17 protein-coding genes and 1 tRNA gene are annotated in these 24,048 nt (G+C 38.4%); 13 read left to right on the top strand and 5 right to left on the bottom strand.

Annotation, left to right across the window (positions count from 1 at the left end; genetic code table 11):
* Positions 1-61 precede the first annotated feature (61 nt).
* From AAC073_RS22400 to AAC073_RS22385, 4 genes are all read right to left on the bottom strand, one after another.
* Complete coding sequence (locus tag AAC073_RS22400) at positions 62-1,291, bottom strand: DUF6786 family protein (protein WP_339926056.1); 1,230 nt, start codon at positions 1,289-1,291, stop codon at positions 62-64.
* Positions 1,292-1,496: 205 nt separating this feature from the next.
* Positions 1,497-2,096: a Uma2 family endonuclease gene (locus tag AAC073_RS22395; RefSeq protein WP_339926055.1), complete on the bottom strand. Its 600-nt coding sequence runs from the start codon at positions 2,094-2,096 to the stop codon at positions 1,497-1,499.
* A 226-nt stretch (positions 2,097-2,322) separates the two neighbouring features.
* Positions 2,323-2,703 (bottom strand): hypothetical protein, encoded by a 381-nt coding sequence (locus tag AAC073_RS22390; RefSeq protein ID WP_339926054.1) that lies wholly within the window; start codon positions 2,701-2,703, stop codon positions 2,323-2,325.
* A 104-nt stretch (positions 2,704-2,807) separates the two neighbouring features.
* Positions 2,808-3,635: a LytTR family DNA-binding domain-containing protein gene (locus AAC073_RS22385; protein ID WP_339926053.1), complete on the bottom strand. Its 828-nt coding sequence runs from the start codon at positions 3,633-3,635 to the stop codon at positions 2,808-2,810.
* A 2,019-nt stretch (positions 3,636-5,654) separates the two neighbouring features.
* Between AAC073_RS22385 and AAC073_RS22380 the strand changes: the two genes are divergently transcribed.
* The 6 genes from AAC073_RS22380 to AAC073_RS22355 all read left to right on the top strand — a co-directional run bounded on the left by AAC073_RS22380 (position 5,655) and on the right by AAC073_RS22355 (position 12,345).
* Positions 5,655-6,512, top strand: a complete 858-nt coding sequence (locus AAC073_RS22380; protein ID WP_339926052.1) for an NEW3 domain-containing protein — start codon at positions 5,655-5,657, stop codon at positions 6,510-6,512.
* A 7-nt stretch (positions 6,513-6,519) separates the two neighbouring features.
* Positions 6,520-7,488, top strand: coding sequence for an ABC transporter ATP-binding protein (locus AAC073_RS22375; RefSeq protein WP_339926051.1), 969 nt, complete (start codon positions 6,520-6,522; stop codon positions 7,486-7,488).
* Complete coding sequence (locus AAC073_RS22370) at positions 7,485-8,489, top strand: ABC transporter permease subunit (RefSeq protein ID WP_339926050.1); 1,005 nt, start codon at positions 7,485-7,487, stop codon at positions 8,487-8,489. The genes AAC073_RS22375 and AAC073_RS22370 overlap by 4 nt, the downstream gene beginning before the upstream one ends.
* Positions 8,490-9,121: 632 nt before the next feature.
* Positions 9,122-9,475 (top strand): hypothetical protein, encoded by a 354-nt coding sequence (locus AAC073_RS22365; RefSeq protein WP_339926049.1) that lies wholly within the window; start codon positions 9,122-9,124, stop codon positions 9,473-9,475.
* A 429-nt stretch (positions 9,476-9,904) separates the two neighbouring features.
* Positions 9,905-12,073, top strand: a complete 2,169-nt coding sequence (locus AAC073_RS22360; RefSeq protein WP_339926048.1) for a TonB-dependent receptor — start codon at positions 9,905-9,907, stop codon at positions 12,071-12,073.
* A 26-nt stretch (positions 12,074-12,099) separates the two neighbouring features.
* Positions 12,100-12,345, top strand: coding sequence for a hypothetical protein (locus tag AAC073_RS22355; RefSeq protein ID WP_339926047.1), 246 nt, complete (start codon positions 12,100-12,102; stop codon positions 12,343-12,345).
* 188 nt (positions 12,346-12,533) lie between these two features.
* On the opposite strand, the gene AAC073_RS22350 is transcribed toward AAC073_RS22355, so the two are convergent.
* Positions 12,534-12,606, bottom strand: a tRNA-Gln gene (locus AAC073_RS22350).
* Between the two features lie 367 nt (positions 12,607-12,973).
* On the opposite strand from AAC073_RS22350, the gene AAC073_RS22345 reads away from it, so the two are divergent.
* The 7 genes from AAC073_RS22345 (at position 12,974) to AAC073_RS22315 (ending at position 24,023) form a co-directional block, all read left to right on the top strand.
* Positions 12,974-15,724 (top strand): TonB-dependent receptor, encoded by a 2,751-nt coding sequence (locus AAC073_RS22345; protein WP_339926046.1) that lies wholly within the window; start codon positions 12,974-12,976, stop codon positions 15,722-15,724.
* A 369-nt stretch (positions 15,725-16,093) separates the two neighbouring features.
* Positions 16,094-16,663, top strand: coding sequence for a uracil-DNA glycosylase family protein (locus AAC073_RS22340; protein WP_339926045.1), 570 nt, complete (start codon positions 16,094-16,096; stop codon positions 16,661-16,663).
* A gap of 137 nt (positions 16,664-16,800) precedes the next feature.
* Positions 16,801-18,168, top strand: coding sequence for a Gfo/Idh/MocA family oxidoreductase (locus AAC073_RS22335; protein WP_339926044.1), 1,368 nt, complete (start codon positions 16,801-16,803; stop codon positions 18,166-18,168).
* Positions 18,169-18,322: 154 nt separating this feature from the next.
* A complete protein-coding gene (locus AAC073_RS22330) occupies positions 18,323-20,086 on the top strand; it encodes a hypothetical protein (RefSeq protein ID WP_339926043.1) in 1,764 nt (587 codons plus the stop codon).
* A 321-nt stretch (positions 20,087-20,407) separates the two neighbouring features.
* Positions 20,408-22,411: a helix-turn-helix domain-containing protein gene (locus AAC073_RS22325; RefSeq protein WP_339926042.1), complete on the top strand. Its 2,004-nt coding sequence runs from the start codon at positions 20,408-20,410 to the stop codon at positions 22,409-22,411.
* A gap of 215 nt (positions 22,412-22,626) precedes the next feature.
* On the top strand, positions 22,627-23,007 hold the full coding sequence (locus AAC073_RS22320) for a hypothetical protein (RefSeq protein WP_339926041.1): 381 nt from the start codon (positions 22,627-22,629) through the stop codon (positions 23,005-23,007).
* Between the two features lie 155 nt (positions 23,008-23,162).
* A complete protein-coding gene (locus AAC073_RS22315; protein ID WP_339926040.1) occupies positions 23,163-24,023 on the top strand; it encodes a helix-turn-helix transcriptional regulator in 861 nt (286 codons plus the stop codon).
* Positions 24,024-24,048 lie beyond the last annotated feature (25 nt).

The raw sequence follows: 24,048 nt of genomic DNA, 5'->3' as shown, positions 1-24,048 counted from the left end.
AATTAACAATTAACAATTAACAATTAACAATTAACAATTAACAATTAACAATTAATCATTACTAAAACACCTTATTTATCTCTGCAATAGAAATTCCCAATAATTGTTGCGTAATTTCATCCAAAGCATTTTCGTTTCCGGTGAAGTGGTATACGTTGTGGAAATGCTCCATGCTTTGGCCGGGAGAAAGAAAGGCTCCGGGAGAAACACTCTCCAATTCGTAAAACGGCCCCATCTGACTGCCATCCTCCAAGGGGCCATCATTATAGGCATTGACCGCATCCCCTTTGAAAGGATCAGCCTCGGTGTTCCACTCCTGATTAAGGTAGGGCAATTCAGATGATATATTGAAGGTAGTGATGGTCAATAATTTGTTGATATGGTCATAGCTGGCGGCCATAGGAAGCCCTCTTTCAGGGGATACGCCCACTTTGCCTCTGCTTAAGCCATCGGCCTTTAAGAACAGGTACTTATCTGTAATCGCAATTCTTTCCTCCGGAATTTCCCCAAAATAGTTGGTGGTGATCCCTTCCTTGGTTTCATTGGGCTTGAGAGGTAATACGATGGTGGTTTTCGCGCTTGGCCTAAACATGTCCAAAACCCAAAGGCAGGGGGCTCCTGTTTCTTGAGTCCATGGAAAATCGCCTGTGTTTTGAATGGAATTGATGGTGGAATAGCCTACCATTTTGATGTCAGCCACATCAGCTGTCAAAGCAGTGTTTTTTAAGATTTCCTCCTTTTCCAGAAGTGCAACAGTTCGTTGAAGCTTTAATTGAAACTCGGTACCCTGATAGTTGGTAATGGAGGTTGATTTGGCCATGGCTATTTCTCTCGGGCTGGCCTTTGTTTTCTCCCAGGGTTCGTGATCAATGGCTGCAGGGGTGTGCCAATTCTCAAAAACCATATTTTTTCCCGGTTCAAAGTACAAAGAGTACTTGTTTCCTTCCGGTCCTAGCCATAGGCGACTTTCTCCTCCATAGGCATTCATGTGTTGGTCTAATGGGCCTTCAAATGCTTTATAGTTTATCCAGCCAAAGCTTTCTCCATTTTCTCCTGCTGCGGTAGAGGTGAAAACTTTTCCTTGGTACTTAGGGGATACCAGAATTTTGGCCTGCTTGTCTTCCGTGCTTAGCTCTACAAGATTTGGATCAAATTTTTCTAAAAACGCTTTGTCATGCAAAAAGTTATTTGGACTATCTTCCGTAGCCTGATTATCTTTTTGGCCTTCTGAACAGGAAATAGTAAAGGTTAAATTGCTGAGAAAGGCAAAAGCAAGGATATATTTGTTCATCTTGGGTTAATTCTTGTGTGTTTTAACCACAATAATAGCATTAAACCTTAAAGGCTACAATTGAATTTATAAAAACAATAGATACCCAACGTATTTATAAGGAGTTATAGAAAGAGCTTTAATGTGACAGGAGTTTGGTTTATCAATGAAAGGGCTAAAATGGCAATGCTATTTGGATGGACTTTGGAAAGCTAGTAAGTTGTAATTATAACTCTCCAAACACCTCATCCAAATCCAATTCAAATCCGGGGAGAGCCTGCGACTTGACCCAATCTCCCAAGGTAAAGAGTCGGGAAGGTTGGTATTTTTCGGCTTCCAGGGTATAGATCAGCAAGGTTCGCTCGTCAGGATGGATCACCCAATATTCCTTCACTCCGGAGGCCTCGTACACTTCATATTTCAATTGTAATTCTTTTTTATTATTTCCTGGAGAGAGAATCTCTACGACCAAGTCCGGAGCACCTACACAGCCTAACTCGTCCAGCTTTTCCGGATCGCAGACCACACAGAGATCCGGCTGCACCACCGTATCAATGTCCTTATGGTTTCTGGAAGAGATCGGAAGACGCACATCAAATGGGGCGGTATACACTTTACAGTTTCCTCCTTTTAAAAATCCATGAATTCTCGTAACCAAGGCTACCGTAAGCTCTTCATGGATTCGACGAGGAGCTGCCGCCTGCCTGAATACTTTTCCCCGAATCAATTCTACCATTTCATCCAGCTGCCAAGAGAGGTAGTCTGAATAGGAATAGCTGCCATAGGTAGAAAAGGGTTCTTTGACTTTATCTTTTGTTTTTTCCATATTTTGCGCAAACCGAAGTTGACTATTAAAGATAGCAATAATTGGGCAAATCTACCAATGTAGGGGAAGGCTGTGTTGCAAAGCTCAGTAACACCAGAAAGCTACAAATTGAGTTTTTTCCGGGATTAGGTCCTATCATAGGCTATTCTTTATAAAATGGGAAAAGCCCAAGGTTTTTGGGCCTTGGGCTTATATTTTTCTAAGAACCGGCTATTCCTTGAAACGCTTATTTTTCTACCTTTTTCTTAACCACCAAGTTCATAACTCCCTCAGGTGAATTGGCCTTTCCAATTACTTTTTCACCCTTTTGTTCCAGTACCGTTTTCACCATATTTCCTTCCACATATACCTCAAAGGATAATTTCCCTTCTTTAATCTTTACATTTTTCCCTGAAACGGATTGTCCGTTTTTAAAAGTAAGCTTTACTGTGGTTGACTTGTCCTTGTTAGCAATAAGAACAGTGCCTTCGTGATAGGGGTAGGGAGCATCATAGCATTCGTATGCCCATATGCCTTCATATTTAGAAGGTATTTCAAGGGCCTTTACCTCTTGATTAAAAAATGATACAGCGAATAATAACAGTAATAATGCACTTAAATTTTTCATGATAGGATGTTTTGGTTATACATAATGAAACAAAGGTAAGTGCTGTGCAGCTGCAGTATGAAAAATAGGGTTTTAAGCCACTATTTAGGGGTGAATGACAAGTGTTAGTGTAATAAGTGATCGAACTCAGGGGTGAATTTGCGTGATACAGGGACGATTGACGCGCTTCCTTCCAGGTGAAGGCTGACTTTACCGGAAGCTTTTTTTGCCAATTTTACATTTTGCACATTGACCAGATAAGATCTATGGCACCTTTTTATGGGGTAGTTTTTAAGTTGTTCCGAAAGGGCTTTTAAAGAATTCCGAAGCATCTCTTTTTTGATTGTATCCCTGTCCTTATAGTAAATGACAGAATAGTTATCTGCCGCTTCGATAAATAAGATGTCAGAGGATTTCAAAGATAACCTGTGGTTTCCGTACTCATCTTTCAAGCTTATTATCTTATGGAAGGAGGTGATCGATTCCGGTTGATTTTGACCTTCATTTTGATTACGGAAAATGAAGATGAAACATAAAGCTAATGTATAGGGGATCAATAATCCCAGAAAAGTATATTTCAGGCTGATAAGATATTCAGAAAAGAAATTGGAACTATGGCTGCCATACAATCCATAGAAAACAAGGGCAAGGGCCAAAACTTCTAGTAATGTCCAGTAAATAAAATAAAGCACTTTAGGTTCCCTTTTTAGAATTAAAGGTTTAAAGGCGAACTGAGAAAGACTCAAAACTATTCCCCCAATAATTCCAAACCCTGAAAGTCTGATAAATTGGGACAATCCTTGGTCAGCTTCCCATTGATCTATCCTGAAAGGGGTGTAAAGATTAATGAAAAGGATAGAAAAGAGGGTGCAAAAACCAATTAAAACCAGTTTTTCCAAGTTATGGTTGAGAAGGTTAAATTCAGAATTTATAAGCTTGTTTTTCTCATTCATCGCCTTAAATTTAATCAATGGGAAGTTGAAAACCCTCATAAACTATAAGACAATTTTCTTAAAAATGGAGCAAAAGGTAATGAACAATTTTTAAGTGGGGAATTGTTAAAAAAAAGTTAATTTATTGTGTTTAACTATTATTTTATGAAGAGAAAGTAACTGAAGCGTTGAATAAAAGTAACTTAATACTTCAAAAGATCATATTAAAATAAAATGTTAACATTTATTTCAATAAATCAATTTCACCAGTCAAATGACCAAGATTCTACTGTTTGTTTTTATCATTCAATCCCTACCACCAACATGTTCTGGCGTAAAATCAGAAGCTGAGAAACCTAAAATTCACATTCCTTATTAAACCCTTAAAATGATTTTTTATAGACTTATCAATAATCCTCCAGAACCTGTAAAAGAATCTAATGCAAAAAAAGTAGGAAAAAAGTAATAATAATATTACTATTGTAGCATAAAAATACCTCTCCGCAGCAACAGAGAGGTATACCTTAAAACAAATTGCCCTCATCAAAGTGTTTTTGCTCTTCAAAGCGCCATAAGGGGGGCATAATTACATGTAAATTATCTTTCTAAATGCAGCTGGGCCGATACATTTGACCAAGCTGCATTTTTTCATGCAGCATGTCAAAAATATCCATTACAAGCTTAGCAATAGAAAGAAGAATACTAATTTCTTCTACCATTTAATCTTGATTATTTTTTAAATTACATTTTGGTTACCATCCAACTCCGTATGGGTTGTACCTCGAAGGATCAATTCTTCCTTCATTTTGTTTGTTACCCAAATTTACTAAGTATATTTTAAAATCGTCATATGACCATCATTAATATATTTAATATTATACTTGTTATAGTTTTTAAAGTACCCCCCAAGTTTTAGATGAGTTTGTTTCTTTCATAACTAACTTTGATACTACAAACCTATGCCATTTAATACATAGTTAAAAACCTGAAATTAAATTAGATAGTCAATTTCAATTAAATAGAAAATATACGCCCATCCTTCATTTTTTCAAGCAAGTGGTCAGTTTTTGATGCCTCTCATATAAATTTAAAATTTCACAAATTTTATCAATATTTCTAAATCTCTTTTAATTGATACAGATAACTTCACTTTCCCCACTCGATTTAATTTCTTTTCGTTCTCATCTCCCCAAATCAACACATTATCCTATTATTGAATTTTATCTAGTTATTTATTGATGTATAACTATTTTCTAAATGCAGCTAGGACGATAACTTTTACCTAGTTGCATTTTTTCGTGTAGCCAGTCAAGAATTTCCATCACAAGTTTAGCAAAAGAAATAATTATTTTAGTTTCTTCAATCATTTAGTTTTTTATTTAATTTAAAATTTATTTTTATAACATTTACCACCCGATTAATGATTAAGTAATCAAGGAGTAAATTCTTTTTTATTATTTTTATATATACAAATATAAAACTGTGATTTTACAATTCATTGATTTTATTAAATAATTATATAACACATAATGTGTTATGATTTATAATTTTCGAAAAGGAAACTATTTTCTATGATCCAAAGATAGTTGTATCCAAAGTAGGGTTTTGATTTGCTTATTTAAAACAAGGAATTAATAAAGCCAATATTTTCTCCAATATAAAAGCACCCTTCGAGCTTCCTGTGTCTAAATCCCATAGTTTTCAAGTCTCTAAGCCCCCACCTCCCCATTAGGTCTTGACTCAGTACAAAAGCGAGCAAACAAAGGGATTCTCGTACACCTTTTCGTTTGCCTTCAACAAGCTCATGCACCGGTACAGAAGTTCAAAAAATGGGGTCAACTCTAACAGATCCATGAATTATAAACCTCAATTAATACTTTCCCTAGGTCTTAGCATTTATTTGTTAAAAAAAGTTAATTGCTTGTATTTTTTTTCTTTCCATTTTAAAATTGAAGCCGCTATCAGAATAGCTATCATACGATAAATAGACAGAGATTTTACTTTATTAATTTAATTTATAAACTTCACTTATTTATTATTATGTCAGCCGTTTATTTACAAAAAAAAGGCCTTAGAAGAGGCAAAGAATGGTTTCTTCCATTGTTAATAGTTCTTTTGTTTCAGTTTTTTTCGTTTGCCGTTTCTGCGCAAGGTTCAAATGCTGAATCCTCATTAACAGCGCGTTTATTCAATATAGAGGCACCGGTTAATGAGACTTTTCGTTTTCAGACCACGCTAAAAAACAATTCAGACAAGACAAAAGTATACGATCTCAATGCTGAACCTCCTGAAGGTTGGAGGCTGGTTTTTAAAGCTCGAGGTAGTCAGGTCACCTCTATTAACTTGGAACCAAATAAATCAGAGAGTATTACTGTTGAGGTGAAACCGGCCCATGGTGCTAAACCTGAAAAATACATTTTCCCTATTGAAGCTACATCCGGGAATGAGACCTTGGACTTGGAACTTGAGGCAGTTGTGGAGGGTGCTTATGAGATCGAGTTAACAACTCCTTCCGGTCGTTTAAGTGAAAGTATTACTGAAGGGAAAAGTACTGAAATCCACCTGAAAGTAAAAAATACAGGTTCACTCCCTTTAAACGAAATATCACTTACTTCAAATACGCCTCCAAAATGGGAAGTGAGCTTTTCTCCTTCCGAGTTGGAAGAGCTTGCTCCAGGAAAGTCAGCGGATGTGATCGCTACTTTGTCAGTCCCAAATAAAACATTATCAGGAGATTATGTAAGTAAATTCACTGCCAAAAATGCTACAAGCACAAGTACGGCTACTTATAGGGTAACCGTCAAAACATCCCTATTGTCCGGTGGTATCGGTATTTTAATAATATTGATAGCTGTTGGTTTTGTTTATATACTGATTCGAAAGTTCGGAAGAAGATAAAAAGGTCATGGATAAGCAGGTAATAGCGTTGAGAGGGCTTACGAAAAAATATGGCACTTTCACTGCGGTTGAAAAGTTGGATCTCACCATTAACAAAGGTGAAATATTTGGCTTGCTAGGACCAAACGGGGCGGGAAAGACCACCACCATTCTGATGATGATGGGACTTACGGAACCCGGTGCAGGAACTGCTCATGTATGTGGAATCAATTCAACCAAGGATCCTATAGCCGTAAAGAAAGTCGTCGGCTATATGCCGGACAATGTTGGGTTTTATGACAGCATGTCTGCCTTGGAAAACCTGATGTTTATTGGGGAGTTGAACGGGATTCCACGAAGTGAAGTCCAAAAAGAGGCGATAGCCGTAATGGACCTTGTTGGCTTGCCGGCAGAGGCCATTCATAAAAAAACGGCAGCCTATTCAAGGGGTATGAAGCAACGTCTGGGTTTGGCAGAAGTACTTATCAAAAAACCTGAGGTTGTGGTATTGGATGAACCTACATTAGGGATTGACCCGAGTGGGGTGAAGGAGTTTCTGTCTCTAATTTTACGTCTAAGCAGGGAAAAGGGGCTTACGGTATTGCTTTCTTCCCATCACCTTCATCAGGTCCAACAAGTATGTGACCGGGTGGGGATCTTTGTCAAAGGTAAACTGCTGATAGAAGGGGATATAGCTTCGCTTTCTAATAGCTTGTTTTCAGGTAAATCCTTTGAAGTAAATGTAAGCTTTAAAAACCCTATTGACCTGCCGTGGAAGGACGAAGCAGCATTACTTCAGTTACCTACTGTTAAAGAAGTTTCGGTATATGATCATGCTATTTGGGTCTCAGGAAGCGAGGATATTACACCTGATATTGTCCGGTTTTTGGTGGAAAAAGGATATCCTATTACAGGGGTTCATAAGAAAGAGTATGGGCTAGAGGATATTTATCAAAAGTATTTTGACAACAATATAAAGGAGAATGTAAATCAATGAAAGCAATAATAAATTCCTTGGATAAACAAAGGTCTGCGGCCGACGATAATCAGCAAAATCCCTTCTGGATATTGGTAAGAAAAGAAATATCGGGTCATATTCGAAGTTGGCGGTTTATCATTTTATTGGTGCTTGTCCTGCTTACCTTTTGGGGAGCTACTGCCGTGGCAATGAATAATATTAGGGATGCCGTAGCCAAGGTCAAAGATTTGGACAGCCTTTTCTTGTACCTTAAAATACTGACTACTACTGAAGGAACATTGCCTCCATTCCATGTTTTTCTGAATTTCTTGGGGCCATTGTTAGGGATCAGCCTAGGGTTTGACGCCATTAATTCTGAACAACAAAACGGTACCTTGACGAGGATTATGGCTCAGCCCATTTATCGTGACAATTTGTTGTTATCCAAATTTGTGGGCGCGCTTATTCTTGTCGGGACATTGCTTTTTTCTCTCGCCCTGCTGATGATTGGAGGGGCGGTGGTGATTACCGGAGTAATGATAGAATTGGAAGAGCTGCTAAGAATTCTAAGTTTTATGGTGCTCTGCACTGTATATGTAGGTTTTTGGTTGGGGCTTTCTATTTTACTTTCCATTTTCTTTAAGCAGTCATCCACTTCTGCCCTTACAGCAATTGGTATCTGGTTGTTTTTTACGGTATTCTATCAGATTGTTATCAATATGCTGGTTACCGTGCTTACTCCGGATTCAGCTGAATTGAATCCAATCCAAGTAATGCACCTAAACGACTTAATATTGAACTTACTAAGACTGGCTCCCAGTCAACTCTATGCAGATGCAACAACCACCTTGTTAATGCCTTCTGTTCGGAGTTTGGGGCCTGTTACCATGGAACAAATGGCAGGGGCAATCCCTTCTCCATTGCCTTTCAAGGAAAGCCTGATGATCGTTTGGCCACAGTTAACAGGGCTAATAGCCGCTACCTTGCTCTGTTTTGCATTTTCTTATTACCTTTTTATGAGGAGAGAAATCAGAACCTAAGCAATTCATTATCCCGTGGTATATAAATCAAGCTGTTTGGAGATTTTAACCCGGATTATGTAATAGGATTCGTGATGAGTGTTGCAATCGCAAGAAAATCAGGCTGTTTGGAGATTTTAGCATAGCACCGCTATGGTGAAATTGAAAACAGCAACGAAGTGGCTGATTTTGAAGCGATTTCAGCACGTAATAGATTGTCTATTGCATATTTCGGGTTTAACTTTGCACTGCATTGATAAAATTTTCAAACAGCAATTAAATGGACAAATTTAATGGCATAACTACTGCTGTGATTGATTAATCCATGATGTATTTCTATGGTGATTATCATTTATCCTATAGGTAAACAGTCCTTTTCGGCTAGGTTTTAAAACCCAAAATAGACCATGGTTCCTTTATTACCCTGTGATCCGCCACGGCGGACAAAATAAGTCTTTCTGTTGCTATTTTTTGCTTTACCTTTTGGATAGACAAATTTACCAATGCTAAACCTTAAGTTTTCAATAGCCTTATTTTCTTTTTCCCCGCCATATTACTGATTCTGTTAAATAATTTGGGCTAAAAGATTAAGAATTCCATAACTTTGTCCAGCAAATTAACTAATGCGGAAATTTCATTTCCAATCATTTGGCATGCAGAGAATCGAACAAAAGAACAAAAAGCACCTTTTTAGCATGAGATTGGTCATAGCCATTATGCTACCCATTGTGCTGTCGCTTTCATTACTTCCTTGTTGCCCTCCCGCGGACAATTGTTCAGATGATAATGGACGAGCTTGTGCTGATGCTACTGAACAGGGAACTTTGCCCAATTCAGGATTATGTTCTCCCTTCTTTACCTGTGGCCATTGCCCGGGTTTTGTACTTCAACAAGTGGAGTTTCCACCTTTACCATTTCAGAAAGTAAGCCAAACGACTTTTAGTAAAATAACGGAATTCAAACCTTTTTCTCTGGTCAAATTATTTTTCAAGCCACCAAAGGTTTAACCTACCTATTTACATTGAGGTAATTTAAACCAGATTTCTAAGACATCGGAAAGCATCATTTTGAAGCTGATTTATATCAATGCTATTTTCATCTATCTGGCCTTATGGAAATTAGTAAAATGGATTGCTCAATGGCGTTAAGAACAAAAAAGCTGTCTGACGCCTTTTCGGCGGAGTTTTTTTTGTTTAGCCAGTGAGTATTCATTTTGCGTTAAGATTTACATACAGCCTTGATCTTGTTGGTTCGTTTTTGGATCAAGCCAAAAATGAACAGGAAGAGATATCAATAACCAGTAGCTAAAGTCTTAAAATTATTTAATACGGTTAAATATCCTTGCAATTAGATGAGATGGAAGGAATAGCCATTGCTTATTTCAGGTTTAATTACCAAATACAATTTTTCAATCAATTAACTATTAATTAATTACCGTGAAACACATTGTCTCAATACTGATTTTGCTTTGCCTTTATGGTACGGCTATGGCACAGAGCACATTTACAGCTACGATCAAGGATGAGGAATCAAAGGAAGCCCTATTTGGTGTGTCCGTTTACTTTCCGGAGTTGGAGAAAGGAGCTTCCAGTGATATCCAAGGAAAGGTTAATATAGAGGGAATCCCTAATGGGACTTATGCTATCCTAATAACGCACTTGGGATATGAAGCTATAGCATTAGAAAAATCCTTTCCCATCAATCAACAAGAGGAGCTGACCCTATTTTTGGAACATGGCCATGAAGAAATGGAAGAGATAGTCGTCTCATCCACCAGGAGTGGCAGGACCATTGAAGATATCCCTACAAGAGTAGAGGTTATTGCAGGCGAGGAATTGGCGGAAAAAGGAAACATGAAACCGGGGGATATTCGAATGCTATTGAATGAAAGCACGGGAATCCAGACCCAGCAGACCTCAGCCACCAGTTATAATTCAAGCATCCGGATCCAAGGGTTGGATGGGAAATACACCCAATTGCTTAGAGATGGTCTTCCATTGTATTCCGGTTATTCGGGGGGATTAAGTCTGATGCAGATTGCTCCCCTTGACCTCAAGCAAGTAGAAGTGATTAAAGGGGCTTCTTCTACACTCTATGGTGGAGGAGCCATTGCAGGCTTGGTAAACCTTATTTCCAAAACCCCCGGGGAAGACAGAGAATTAAATTTTATGGTCAACGGGACCTCAGCTTTAGGCTTGGATCTGAGTGGCTTCTATTCGGAAAGATACGGTAAAATTGGAACCACTGTATTTGCCTCTTACAACAAGGGGACAGCCTATGACCCCGCAGGTATTGGGCTGACAGCGATTCCTGAATTTGAGCGGTATACCATCAACCCCCGCATGTTTTGGTACCTGGATGAAGCAACGGAAATTAACCTTGGCTTTAATTTCACTACTGAAGATAGGCTAGGGGGCAATATGGATTATGTCGAAGGCAATACGGAATCAGGATATTTTGAATCCAATGAAACGGATCGCTTGTCTACCCAGTTTGATGCTACCCATCGTTTTTCCGACCATTCCCGCATTCAGCTGAAAAACAGCATTAGTTTTTTTGATAGGACCATCGCTATACCCAGCTATGTTTTTAGTGGAAAGCAGGTGTCCTCCTTTTCAGAACTGAATTATGTCACCTTCGGTGAAAAGGTGGAGTGGATTGTAGGAGGGAACCTATGGACTGAAAACTTCGATCAAAGTCAAGGCGATCCGAACAATGACCTGGGGTTTTCCAATACCACTACCGGAGCCTTTGTTCAAAACACTTGGAACATGGCTGAGCAGTGGACCTTGGAAACTGGCTTGCGAGGAGATTACCAAAGTCAATATGGAGCTTACCTGCTTCCTAGATTTTCATTTTTGTTTGAGCCAAGTGAAAGGCTTACTTTCAGGACAGGAGGGGGGCTTGGATATAAAACACCCACCCAGTTTACCGAAGATACGGAAAGGCTGCACTTCCGGAATATTCTACCCATAGACTTTTCAACAACCAGTGCAGAGCGTTCTACAGGGGTTAATTTAGATGTCAATTACAAATGGCCGGTGACAGATGAATTAAGTTTAAGTACCAATGCACTCTTGTTTTACACACAGATCGATGATCCGATGCTATTGCAGTCAAACGGAAATGGCATGTATGCGTTCACCCAACCTAAAGGCTATATCAACACCCAAGGTTTGGAAGCCAATATGAAGTGGAGTTACCATGATTTCAAACTGTTTGTGGGGTATACCTTTGCAGATGTAAACGAACATTATGACAATGAAACCACTGAATACCCTTTGGTGGCCAAACACAGGTTGAACAATGTACTGATGTATGAAAAGCATGGCAATTTCTGGATTGGAATGGAAGCTTACTATTTCAGCCCTCAAAAGCTTTCAGATGGCAGTACCGGGCAATCCTATTGGATCATGGGTATCATGTCTGAAAAGAAAATAGGGAAGTATTTTTCCCTTTTTCTAAATTTTGAAAACATGTTGGATACCCGTCAGACCAGGTTTGACACCATTTACACCGGCAATATTAGCGATCCCCAGTTCAGGGATATCTATGCTCCCGTGGATGGTTTTGTAGTCAATGGAGGCTTTAAGCTTAGTCTGTAATTGTATTTTTCCTGATAAAAGGAGGCTTGTCAAAATCAACAGACAAGTCTCCTTTTTTGTTGCCGGATCCTGGGCGCTGCTTCACCCTGCTTGAATACATTCCAACGGATCAATTCTACCATTTCGTCCAACTGCCAGGAGAGGTAATCTTCATAGGAACAGTGTCTATATGCGGAAATGAGATCTTTGACTTTTCCATGTCTTCCAAATCTATCCCCAAAGACAAAAAGGATTGCCCAGTTCCACCAGAGGTCAAAATCTTATATATTTAGTTTACGGGGTGGGTCGATGGCAATAGATATTATAGTTGTATTAATCTGGTTTACCCAGAAGTAATTAGAATAAGTTTTACAATTGAATCCTTAAAACTTTTCCAGATCGTATTTTTACAAGTGATTTAATTGGGTTTTTTTGGCAAAAAAAATCCCAAGTTGAAGGATTCAACTTGGGATTAGGACTGTTGGCCGACCAGGGCTCGAACCTGGACTCTTCTGGACCAAAACCAGACGTGTTGCCAGTTACACCATCGGCCAATCATAAGATTAAAAAAGACTTGCTCTTTTTTAGTGTCACAAATGTAACAGGACTTTTTTTTTAATGCAAATCCCCTTCAAAAGAATTTTCTCTCTAAAGCTTTAAAGTACTTATTGTCAGAAACAAATTTTACCTATTTGTTGAAATTAAATGGGTATTTATTTTCCATTACGAGATTTTGAGGTCTTTTAATGATGAATTTTTGATTTGCTCTGGAAAACGATTCCTTTAATTATCTAGGTAATTTGCCTTACAAACCCGTCATGGTCACTTTGGCATAATTGTCATTTGAATGTTATCAATTCATTGTCAATTTGCCTAAGATTTAAAATCAAGCCAATTGTTATTTCTATAATTTATTACTTCATGTCGATCAAGTCACCCCTATTTATTACCCTTCTTTTCATCCTTAGTATTTCCAGTGTTTTTGCACAACAGCAGTTCACCGGAACCATCATAGACAGTCAAACCAAAGAACCGCTGTTCGGTGCGTATGTTTTTTTAAAAAACCAGGATGGTGAAACTTTGAAATCAACCTACACAGATTTTGACGGGAAATTTAAAGTTGACAGACCTATAATGAAAGATTTTCTAATCGAACTTTCATTTATTGGTTACCAAACATTTCAAAAACAGATAACCTCCCCTGAGGGAAGTGATCTGGGCGTTTTTGAGATTGTAAGTGATGGTCAGGAACTTGAGGCCTTTGAATTGTCCGCCGACGCGCTAACCGGAGAGGTGAGAGGAGATACTGTGGCATTCAATGCAAATGCTTTTAAAACCAGGCCAGAGGCTGATGCAGATGAATTGGTGCGAAAAATGCCCGGTGTGGTGATTCAAAACGGTGTGATTGAAGTGCAGGGTGAAGAAGTGATGGAGGTTTTGGTTGATGGAAGACCTTTCTTTGGAGACAATCCTGCAGCTGCATTAAAGAACCTTCCTGCACAGGTCGTATTAAAGATTGAATTTCTGGACCAAAAAAGTGAAGAATCAAGGTTGACAGGTTTCGATGATGGGGAGACCATTAAAACAATAAATATCATAACCAAGCCCGACATGCGAGCGGGTAGGTTCGGTAAATTTTACGGAGGCTACGGTACAGACAATAATTATATTGCTGGAGGAAACATGAATTTCTTCAATGGGGCAAAAAGGCTCTCTATTTTAGGTTTGAGTAATAATATTAACCAACAAAATTTTGGAGGAGAGGAGTTGGGAAGTCTTGAAAGTAGTAGTGGAGGGTCAAATGATGGTTTAACGGTAGGTGAACTTCCTGGAATTACAAATACCAATGCCCTGGGAGCGAATTTTTCTGATGAGTACCTAGATGAGAAATTAAAGGTTTCAGGGAACTACCTTTTTAACGACAGAGACAATGTATTGAACAGAACGTCTTCCAGAGAATATATTCTACCAGATGATAGTCTTCAATTGTACAATGAGGACAGGAATTACCATACAAAAACGCAAAGCCATAGGTTTAGCGCAAGAATAGACTATGAAATTAATGAAAAACATGCTTTGGTTTTGAAGCCCAGAATAGGTTTAGACTTTAGGAATTCTGTTAACCTCAGGGATGCATACAATCTTTATGATGAGAATACCTTTATAAACAGGAATCAAAACGAGACCAGCTCTTCTAGAGAATCCATGAGTTTTGCCAATTCTTTGAATTACAGGTATAAATTTGACAAAGAGGGGAGGGCATTCTCTACCTATATTTATACAAGTAAATATAAAAGCGATAGCAATTCTGATTTGGTGGCTGTCACTACTAATTTTCAGGATGCCAGTGTAGATTCCCTTATACAATTCAAAGAAAATAAATACAATAGCTTTTACTATAATGCGGGCTTGAGTTTTTATGAGCCTATAAGTGAGAAATCAAGGCTTCGTTTTGGATACCGAGTTTCAAACAACAATTCTGACACCAACCAAGACGTAGAAATTCAGGAAGCTGAAACAGGTCTGATAGCGATCGACAGCACCTTGACCAATAGGTTTGAAAACAGTTATGTTACCCATAGGGGAGGGGCTGGATATAGTTATAAGACGGAAAAGCTTTCCATTTTCACTAACTTAAATTATGAGGCTGCATACATCGACAGCGACAGGTTATTCCCAGGTTTTGAAAATACCCAACGATCGTTTTCAAATATTCTTCCGCGAGCAGTGATTAATTACCAATTAGGGGAGTTCAGTAATATTAGAATTGATTACAATACTGATACCGACACGCCTTCTATAGGACAATTGCAAGATGTGATAAGCAATGCCAACCCTTTGCAACTTTCGACTGGTAATCCTGACCTTAACCAAGAGTACAGCCATAGACTGTTTACCAGGTATAGGATTATCAATCCTGAAACCAATCGCTCTTGGATGTTTTTCCTTTATGGAAATATCAGAAATGATTATATTGGTAATGAAACCTTTATTGCTACTCAGGATACCCTTATCCAGAATGATGTGACTTTGGCCCAGGGAGGGCAATTTACAAAGCCGGTAAACCTTGACAATTACTATGTTTTCCGGATATATGGAAGTTATGGCTTTCCGCTAAAATTCATGAAAAGTAACCTGAGTGTTAATTCTAGTTTTACCACGCGTAACCGTCCGGGAATTATCAATGGCCAATTGAACAACAATAAAAACACCTCCTACCGACAGGGAATTAACCTAAGCAGTAATATTAGTGAAAACGTTGATTTTAACCTGTCCTCACGAGGAACCTTCAATTGGGTAAGAAGCAGTTTGCAGGAAAGTTTGGAGAATAATTATTATACCCACAACACCAAAGCTGACCTATTTTGGAATTTTATTGGAGGTGTTTTTGTAGGGACTAGTGTTAACCACCAACTTTACACAGGATTGGGAGATGCGTTTGATAGAAGTATTTTGTTAACGAATATGGATATTGGATATAGAATTCCACCTAGCAATAAAACGGAGTTAAAACTCACCGTTTTCGATTTATTCAATCAGAATGCGAGCATCAATAGAAACGTAACCGATGTCTACATAGAAGACGTAAGGACACAGGTGTTAAAGCAATTTTTTATGCTAACAGTTACCTATAACCTTAGAAGGTTTGGTGGCTATGACATGGCCCTATAGACAGAATTAAATAAATATTTTAAACCCTTTCCCAATAGGCGATTCAAAACTGGGTCGTCTATTTTTTCATAGGATCAATTTTATTGATCATTGCCTGTGCCAATGCTGGAGCAGCAAGGTAGAGGCATGGGAAACGGAAGTATAAACTAGTCTTAAAAATGATGCATCTGCTGTAATTTGCAACGGATTTATATTAGTTCTCAGCCAAAAAAGGACTTTCGGGTAATGAACCCCCGATCCTAAAGGGATTGATGGATAAAAAGCTGGGCTATTTATCAAGTTTATTTTGTTTGAAAGAATATTTGGGTGAATTTTAAAATGACCAATTTTATTTATTTCCGGTTATCTTTTGGTAAATGAAAGACTTTTATGGAAAAGCTTCTTAGAGAAATCAGCGCTTGTAGGATTTGTGAAAAACATCTTCCTTTAGGTCCTCGGCCGGTTTTGTCGGCGCATTCGAAAAGTAAAATTCTAATCGTTGGGCAGGCCCCGGGAACCAAGGTGCATGCCAGCGGTGTGCCTTGGGATGATGCAAGTGGGAAGAACCTTCGGGCTTGGCTAGACGTTGACAAAGCACTTTTTTATAATCCTGAAGTTTTCGGAATAGTGCCCATGGGCTTTTGCTATCCCGGAAGGGGAAAGGGTGGGGATTTACCACCCAGGCCCGAATGTGCCCCCAAGTGGCATGGCGATTTACTGCATGAAATGCCAAAAATTCAATTGGTATTGTTGATAGGCCAATATGCGCAAAATTATTACCTTGGAAAAGAAAAGAAGAAAACCCTTACCGAAACGGTAAGGAACTACCAAAATTACCTTCCGAAGTTTTTTCCTCTGGTCCATCCCTCACCCAGAAATAGAATCTGGCAAATGAAAAACCCATGGTTTGAAGATGAAGTGGTGCCTGCCTTACAAAATGAGGTACATGCACTGCTATGATCAAAAAATACAACCCATCCGTCAATTGCTCATTAAGTCGGATAGTTTGATTTTCTAACGAGGAGACATACTATTGTCTTGTATTGAATTATTAAAATTTCGTTTGTCAGTTTGTCGAATTAACATTATTTTGAGGCATGAAAAACTTGAGACGAGATTTTTTAAAGAAATCGGTATTGGCAGCTGGTAGCCTTCTTACAATACCCACCATCATACCCGGATCAGCGCTTGGGAAAAACGGTTTTGTGGCACCCTCCGATAGGATTAACCTGGGCTTTATTGGTGCTGGGAATCAGGCGGGGAATGATGTCAAAGATTTTTTGGCAGATAAACGGGTTCAGGTTACAGCTGTATGTGATGTCAATAAAAAAAGTTCAGGATATTGGAATGGTAAAGTAGCAGGGAGAGATTATATCATGCAAGTAGTGGACGAGCACTATTCAGAAAAAAACAATTCCAATTATCAATCTGCCATTGGTTATACTGATTTTAGAGAAGTATTAGAAAATAAAGACATAGATGCTGTAGAAGTAGTCACTCCCGACCATTGGCATTCTATACCTGTGTTGATGGCTGCAGCGGCAGGTAAACACATCTATTGCCAAAAACCACTGTCACTTACTGTAGACGAAGGAAGGGCCATGAGTGATGCCGTGAAAAAATACGGAGTCACCTTCCAAACAGGCAGCCAACAAAGATCCAGTTATCATTTCAGAAGGGTTTGTGAGTTGGCGAGAAATGGGAGGTTGGGAGAGCTACATACTGTCACTTGCGGACTTCCCGGTGGGACACCTGATTTTGGAAAGACGGGTCATTTGACGGAAACCATTCCAGTGCCCAAGGATTTTGATTATGACATGTGGCTAGGTCCTGCTCCTGAAGCCCCCTATAGTCCTTGTAGAACCCATGTAAACTTTCGTTGGAACATGGACTACTCAGGTGGTAATGTCACAGATTGGGGAGGGCATCATCCCGACATTGCCCAGTGGGGAATGGGTACTGAGCTCACCGGTCCGGTAAAAATTCAAAATGCCCAAGCGGTTTGGTCAGATCATCCGGTTTGGAATACGGCTACAAGGTTTTATTTTGAGTGCATTTATGACAATGGGCTTAAGTTAATCATCCAGAGTGACAAAGATTTTGGCGTGACTTTTCAAGGTAGCGAGGGCTCTGCCTGGGCCACAAGAGGAGATCATAAAATCAACCCTGAAAACCTGAAAAACACAGTGATTGGTCCTGAAGAAACACAACTCTACGTAAGTGATAACCACTTTGAAAATTTTATAGACTGCCTATTATCTGGTGAAGAAACAGTGGCTCCAGCAGAGGTAGGCCACCGGTCTATTACCCTTGCCCATTTGGGGAATATTGCCATGATGTTGGAGCAGGACCTGATTTGGGATCCGAAAAGGGAGCAGTTTAAAGATAACTTTGCTGCCAATCAAATGCTTTCCAGGAAGATGAGAGAACCTTGGGGGGCACTCTACCGAAGTTTGAAGGTTTAGCTTTTTAAGGTGCTCAGCTTGCTTTGTTTATTTCCTGACAAAAGTCAGTTTATAAGCTGAGATAGCTAATACTTTTAGCAGCAGGATAAAGGTAATTTTGTTTTCAATCTCAAGCTTCTCCTAGGAGCTTAGCATACAATTTAAAGTTAACAAAATGGCTGTAATTCATAATTTTCATATTCCTGTTATGGGACTGGGTTTTACTGTAGACACCCCTATAAATGTTGCTCGTTTCGGCATCTCATCTGTAGTGTCCATCATGGATGACCAATTGTTGGAAGACATGCGTAGCCATTATACCAATGAGGAGGAATTTGAGCCAATAAATGAAAACGTTGATAATTCAAGACCAAAGCGGATCAAGGCCTATCTTAATTTTTTACAAAGTACTGTTGATGCCCAAGTTGAAGAAATAAAAAGTCAAAACTTTGGAGAAGGGCAGGAAATAGACAAGTACTTTAATTTATTGCCTTTTGATCATCCCCTAAGCTCTCTGTATTTAAATATGCAGCTTGCTTCAGGTAAAGAAAAACTTGGTCTCCAACAATGCTTAAGGGAGGCAATTGTCCCAGGTAATATTGATGTCAATATAATGACCAAGGTAGACAAGCTCAATTACGATAAAGAAGGAAACGCATTGCCAAGGGAGTATTCAGATGCTTTGCTTGCATTAAAAGGCTTTGCAGAGAGTAATGTGAGAGGGGGGGTGGTGTTTTCTGCTGGGATGAATCCTGCCCTATATGGCTATGCAGAGAAGTTTAAAGATTTTTTTCCTAATGAAAATGGTCTCATTAAAAAGCCGATTATTTTAAAAGTTTCGGATTACCGATCAGCTTTGATTCAAGGAAAGTTTTTAGCAAAAAAAGGATTATGGGTGGATGAATACCGAATAGAATCCGGCTTGAATTGTGGTGGTCATGCTTTTGCAACGGATGGATTTCTTGCGGGGCCTATATTAGATAGTTTTAAAAATAATAAAGAAAGTCTTAAAGAAGAATTATGGGCGATCTGTCAAGCTGCTTTGAGTAAAAAGAATCAGCCATTATTGCCAAATAATATCAAACTCAAAATCACGTACCAGGGAGGGATTGGTAATTCGGATGAAAACCGCATGTTGATGGAGAAATACGAATTGGATGGCACCGGTTGGGGCAGTCCCTTCCTTTTGGTTCCTGAAGCCACAAGTGTAGATAAAGAGACTTTTGATAAACTGCTGAAGGCCAAAAAGTCAGATTTCTACTTGAGTAGGGCCTCTCCTTTGGGCGTGCCATTCAATAACCTGAGAACAAGCACTGCTGAAGCCCAACGGAAGGAAAGAATTACAAAAGGAAGGCCCGGTAGTCCTTGCTATAAAAAGCTCCTGTCTTCCAATACTGAATTTACCGATAAGCCAATATGCACGGCATCCAGACAATACCAAAACTTAAAAGTCAAACAATGGGAGGCTGGTGATATTTCGGAATCAGTTTTGGCTGAGGTTTTAGAGAAAGATTGCCTCTGTGAAGGTTTAGGTGCTCCTGCATTGTTGAGCGCTGGGGAAACACCCAGAAGGAACCTCAAAGCTGTAACCATCTGCCCAGGCCCAAACCTGGCCTATTTCAAAGGGGCTTTTAGCTTAAAGGAAATGGTAGACCATATTTACGGCAAGGTGAACCTGACTTTAGACCCGGAACGTCCGCATGTATTTGTGAAGGAATTGCAACTCTATTTGCAGCATCTCAGAACAGACATAGAAAATGCCTTGCCTGAAAATGGAAAGAAAGTGGAGGTGTATGTCAATAAATTCAAGAAAAATTTATCTGAAGGAATAGCTTATTATCAGGATTTTAAATTTTCCTGGTCCAAGGAAAATGCCTTGGTTTTAGAAAGAGTTAAAGCCCAATTGGCTGAAATGAAATTAAATCATCAGATGGCATAAGTCTTTTTAAGCTATTCTCAATTTTTTAAACTATAGCTCCTTTTCTAGGTTTTAATTAACTGAGAAGGGGCTTTTTTTATTTTTTTATGACAATTTTACGACCATTATCTCAGAATCGGTAGGCTTTGAATTAAGTGTTTGTTTGATTTAGGGTAATTTCTCGGCAGCTTGGAATACCTGTTATTATTTCCGGGTTAAAGAGAATTTTTATTTTTGGAACTTGAAAGTCAATAGTTTAAGCCTAATATTTTAATATTTTTTCCAAATATTTTACTTAACTTAAGTCACCCTCTTAATAATAAACTAAAATTCCGATTGAAGATGGTTGATGATTTATCAAAAGAGCCATGGACAAAATCACCAGGCGACAGTCTTGTCGATAGGTTAATCGCTGAAATTGAAGCCAACATTATAAATGACCAATTCGGTGTTGATAGTCTTGCCCAGGCTGTTGGAATGAGTAGGTCAAGTCTTCATCGAAAACTGCATAAATTAAGAGGTGTCTCAACCAGCCAGTTTATAAGAGAATACCGATTAAATAGGGCAATGGAAATGTTGAAACATGAGGACCTTATTGTTTCAGAAGTTGCCTATCGTGTTGGTTTCAGTAGTGCCACTTATTTTAATACTTGTTTTCATAAGTTATACGGGTTCCCACCAGGTGAGGTAAAGACTAAAATTGCAAATGGCATCGGTAACCTGGAGCCATTAAGCGAATCGATGTCAAGGAAAACAATTGCCATGGCTTCCCAAATTTCAGAAAGAAACAATGTTGTTATTCACAGAAGGTTTTTTTGGTTGGGGGTTTTTGGAGTATTATCCTTTTCGATTTTATTCTACTATTTTAATATACTTGGCCAGGATGGAGGGAACGTTTCTCTTAAAAACACGGTGAGTTTAAAATCGATTGCAGTATTGCCCTTAAAAAACTGGACTGGAAATGACGATTTGGAATATGTAAGTTATGGGATGACAGATGCAGTTATTTCAGGTCTTTCAAAAGTTAGTGCATTTGATAAAGTAACGCCTTTCTCATCCACCATAAAGTACCAGACTACTAAAAAATCAGCTGATGAAATTAGTAAGGAATTAGAAGTAGCGAATCTATTGACAGGTAGTGTGCAGATTTCTGGGGATCACATAAAAATTAACCTGCAATTATTGGATGCGGGTCTAGATAAGCTATTGTGGTCTGAAGAATTTACAAGTGTTTGGAACGTTGATGAAATTTTTAAGATACAATCCGAAGTTGTAGAAAGAGTTGCCTCTAAAATGAATGTTTTTATTTCAGATAGTGAATTGAAGGATATTCAAAAAATTCCCACCCAAAACCAAGAGGCCTATACCTATTATTTGCATGGGGAATTTCAAAGGAACAAGGCCAATAAATTAACCTATTCAAATGCCATTTCACTTTATGAAAAAGCCATAGCGCTGGATTCAAATTTTGTAGAGGCCTACGTTGGTTTGGCCAATATTTGGAGTTTCGGTGGCCTGGTATGGGGTATTTACGATCAACAATATGCTTGGGACAATGCAAAAAAATTATTGTTAATAGCCTTTGAAATTGATTCTTCCCATGAAGGAGTGCAGGAGGAATTATACACTGGATACTTTTATTATGATTGGGATTTTAAATTGGTAGAAGAATACTACCAGCGAAAATTAACAAGTTTATTTTTTGACAACACACCGGCAATCATGGTGGACTATCCTATTAAAACCGGTAGGTATAAAGAGGCCATTTTGGCTGCAGACAAACACATTTCAATTGACCCCACTGTGGGTATTTATTTTTTGTTTAAAGCAGAGGCTTTAATGCTGTTGAACAAAACGGTAGAGGCCAAAAAAATAATGGCAAATGTTGATTCACTGTACAGCGACAACTGGTTTTTTTTAAGAGAATCTACAAAATTGTATTACTATCTTGAGGATTATGAAAGTTCCAAGAAACAGCTGAATAAATTATTAAAGCAATATCCTGATTACCCTCCAATTTTAGTTTGGTTCAATGCAGTATATGCACATATGGATGGGGAAAAAGAGGACTCCAGGCAATTTTTGGGTGAGCTGTATCAACGCTATAGGGATGGTTCATCTGGAAGTCCTGCTTGGTTTATTGCATTACACTTTTGCATTTTGGAAGATTATGGACAAGCTTTGGACTGGCTGGAAAAATCATTTGTCAGACATGAAGTGGAATTGACCTGGCTCAGGGAAGAACCGATCTTAACTCCAATAAGACACCATCCCCGGTACATAGAACTCTACGATAAAGTGGGTTTTTCAAGTATAGGTCTGCCAATAAAAGCGACAAAGGATTAAATTCTCAAAAGTAGTTTTTTCAGGTAAGCAATAATTTTTTGCACCATAATTTAAAGCCTAGTTAAAAATTTAACATTACTGCATCATACCTTCTAGGCCCAATTTTATGCTTTTACCATCTTTACTAAAATAATTTTAAGCTTAATTAAATAACGTGAAACACGCAATGTTTTATTAAAGCCAAAGAACAAATCCAAACCATTAACCAAAACACCATGAAAATTAATAAGAAGGACCTACCTACAACCATGCAAACGCCAGACACCATATTACGTGCGCAGGCTGATTTGGGAGGCATGACAGTATGCTTTAATGAATTTCCTAAAGGCACAGATTTCACTCCACTGCTACATGGCTTAACCAATGATAGCTGTCATTGTCCCCACTGGGGGTATGTGTTGGAAGGAGAAATGCTGGTTAAATACGACGATGGTACGGAGGAAGTACTGGAAGGAGGTGATGTGTTTTACATGCCTTCTGGGCATACTGTTATTGTGCAAAGAGACATTAAATTAATCGACTTTAATCCAACCAAAGAGTTCGATGAGGTGATTGCCCATGTTGGTAAAAAAATGGCGGAATTTGGTGGACAGTGATAGGATTTTAAGAAAACTAGAAATCATGTAGATAATCTTGCTGAATCATATAGGCCACTTTGGCTGATTTTTAATCCATTGTATCAGAAGTAAGGAGGATTATCTTTTTTAATTGTGGTAGTATAAAAAGTTTGGGTACTCTAAATTTATTCAACATGGATCTTTACGAAATACAAAAAGCCAATCCAGAAATCTTTCAGCAATTTTCAATGAAAGACACGCTGTTTTTATATTACAGCTGTCCACAAAGGGATAGGATCATGCAACTATATGCCAAACATTCCCAGTTTACTTTTACACTAAGCGGAGAGCGGTTATTTAGACATGGCAATGAAACTTTAATTTCTGATTCCAGAAAGGGAATGCTAATAAAGAGAACAGCTTTTTTACAGGAATTACCACCAGATTATGAAGGTTGGGATGTTTTGGTTTTCTATTTAAAGGATGATTATCTCAGATCCATATTTGACGAGTTTAGACCCCATTTAAAATTGAATGATTTACCTGAGAGTGATCCTTCTATGATGTGCACTTTTACTATAAATGATCAAACCAGAAATTGTTACAATAGTATCTTACCCTATTTTGGAAGAGACAAAGAAATGCCTGATAGCATTCTAGAGGGTAAATTTAAAGAATTGCTTTTTAATATATTTTCCCACCATGAAAACAAGCAAATTCTTTCCTATATAATGCAAATTATAGATGGCTATCCAACACCTATTTGGGAAGTAATGGAAGCAAATTATATGTATGACCTTAAAATACAAGACTTCGCAAATATTTCAAATAGAAGCTTGTCCACCTTTAAGCGTGATTTTAAGCAGTATTATAAAGTGTCACCTGGAAAATGGATAACTGAAAGACGATTGAAAAAAGCTAAATCGCTTCTGGAAACAACTTCCAAAAGTATAAGTGAAATAGTGTTCGAATCGGGCTTTAATAATGCTTCGCATTTCAGTAGGGTATTTAAAGAAAAGTTTCAAATTTCTCCATCCCTTGCTCAAAAGGTGTGAGCCAATTAGAACAGATTTTGGTCTC

Origin of the sequence: uncultured Cyclobacterium sp., from assembly GCF_963977555.1 — a bacterium.
Taxonomy (GTDB): Bacteria; Bacteroidota; Bacteroidia; order Cytophagales; family Cyclobacteriaceae; genus Cyclobacterium.
The sequence above is the reverse complement of the archived record's forward strand: the minus strand, read 5'-3'. Positions and strand labels throughout refer to the sequence as shown.

Excerpts from the sequence above, each read along its gene's own strand:
- AAC073_RS22385 (WP_339926053.1), bottom strand. The coding sequence starts at position 3,635 with ATGAATGAGAAAAACAAGCTTATAAATTCTGAATTTAACCTTCTCAAC.
- AAC073_RS22380 (WP_339926052.1), top strand. The coding sequence starts at position 5,655 with ATGTCAGCCGTTTATTTACAAAAAAAAGGCCTTAGAAGAGGCAAAGAA.
- AAC073_RS22330 (WP_339926043.1), top strand. The coding sequence starts at position 18,323 with ATGGCTGTAATTCATAATTTTCATATTCCTGTTATGGGACTGGGTTTT.
- AAC073_RS22365 (WP_339926049.1), top strand. The coding sequence starts at position 9,122 with ATGCAGAGAATCGAACAAAAGAACAAAAAGCACCTTTTTAGCATGAGA.
- AAC073_RS22325 (WP_339926042.1), top strand. The coding sequence starts at position 20,408 with ATGGTTGATGATTTATCAAAAGAGCCATGGACAAAATCACCAGGCGAC.
- AAC073_RS22370 (WP_339926050.1), top strand. The coding sequence starts at position 7,485 with ATGAAAGCAATAATAAATTCCTTGGATAAACAAAGGTCTGCGGCCGAC.
- AAC073_RS22395 (WP_339926055.1), bottom strand. The coding sequence starts at position 2,096 with ATGGAAAAAACAAAAGATAAAGTCAAAGAACCCTTTTCTACCTATGGC.
- AAC073_RS22375 (WP_339926051.1), top strand. The coding sequence starts at position 6,520 with ATGGATAAGCAGGTAATAGCGTTGAGAGGGCTTACGAAAAAATATGGC.
- AAC073_RS22320 (WP_339926041.1), top strand. The coding sequence starts at position 22,627 with ATGAAAATTAATAAGAAGGACCTACCTACAACCATGCAAACGCCAGAC.
- AAC073_RS22345 (WP_339926046.1), top strand. The coding sequence starts at position 12,974 with ATGTCGATCAAGTCACCCCTATTTATTACCCTTCTTTTCATCCTTAGT.
- AAC073_RS22315 (WP_339926040.1), top strand. The coding sequence starts at position 23,163 with ATGGATCTTTACGAAATACAAAAAGCCAATCCAGAAATCTTTCAGCAA.
- AAC073_RS22390 (WP_339926054.1), bottom strand. The coding sequence starts at position 2,703 with ATGAAAAATTTAAGTGCATTATTACTGTTATTATTCGCTGTATCATTT.
- AAC073_RS22400 (WP_339926056.1), bottom strand. The coding sequence starts at position 1,291 with ATGAACAAATATATCCTTGCTTTTGCCTTTCTCAGCAATTTAACCTTT.
- AAC073_RS22340 (WP_339926045.1), top strand. The coding sequence starts at position 16,094 with ATGGAAAAGCTTCTTAGAGAAATCAGCGCTTGTAGGATTTGTGAAAAA.
- AAC073_RS22335 (WP_339926044.1), top strand. The coding sequence starts at position 16,801 with ATGAAAAACTTGAGACGAGATTTTTTAAAGAAATCGGTATTGGCAGCT.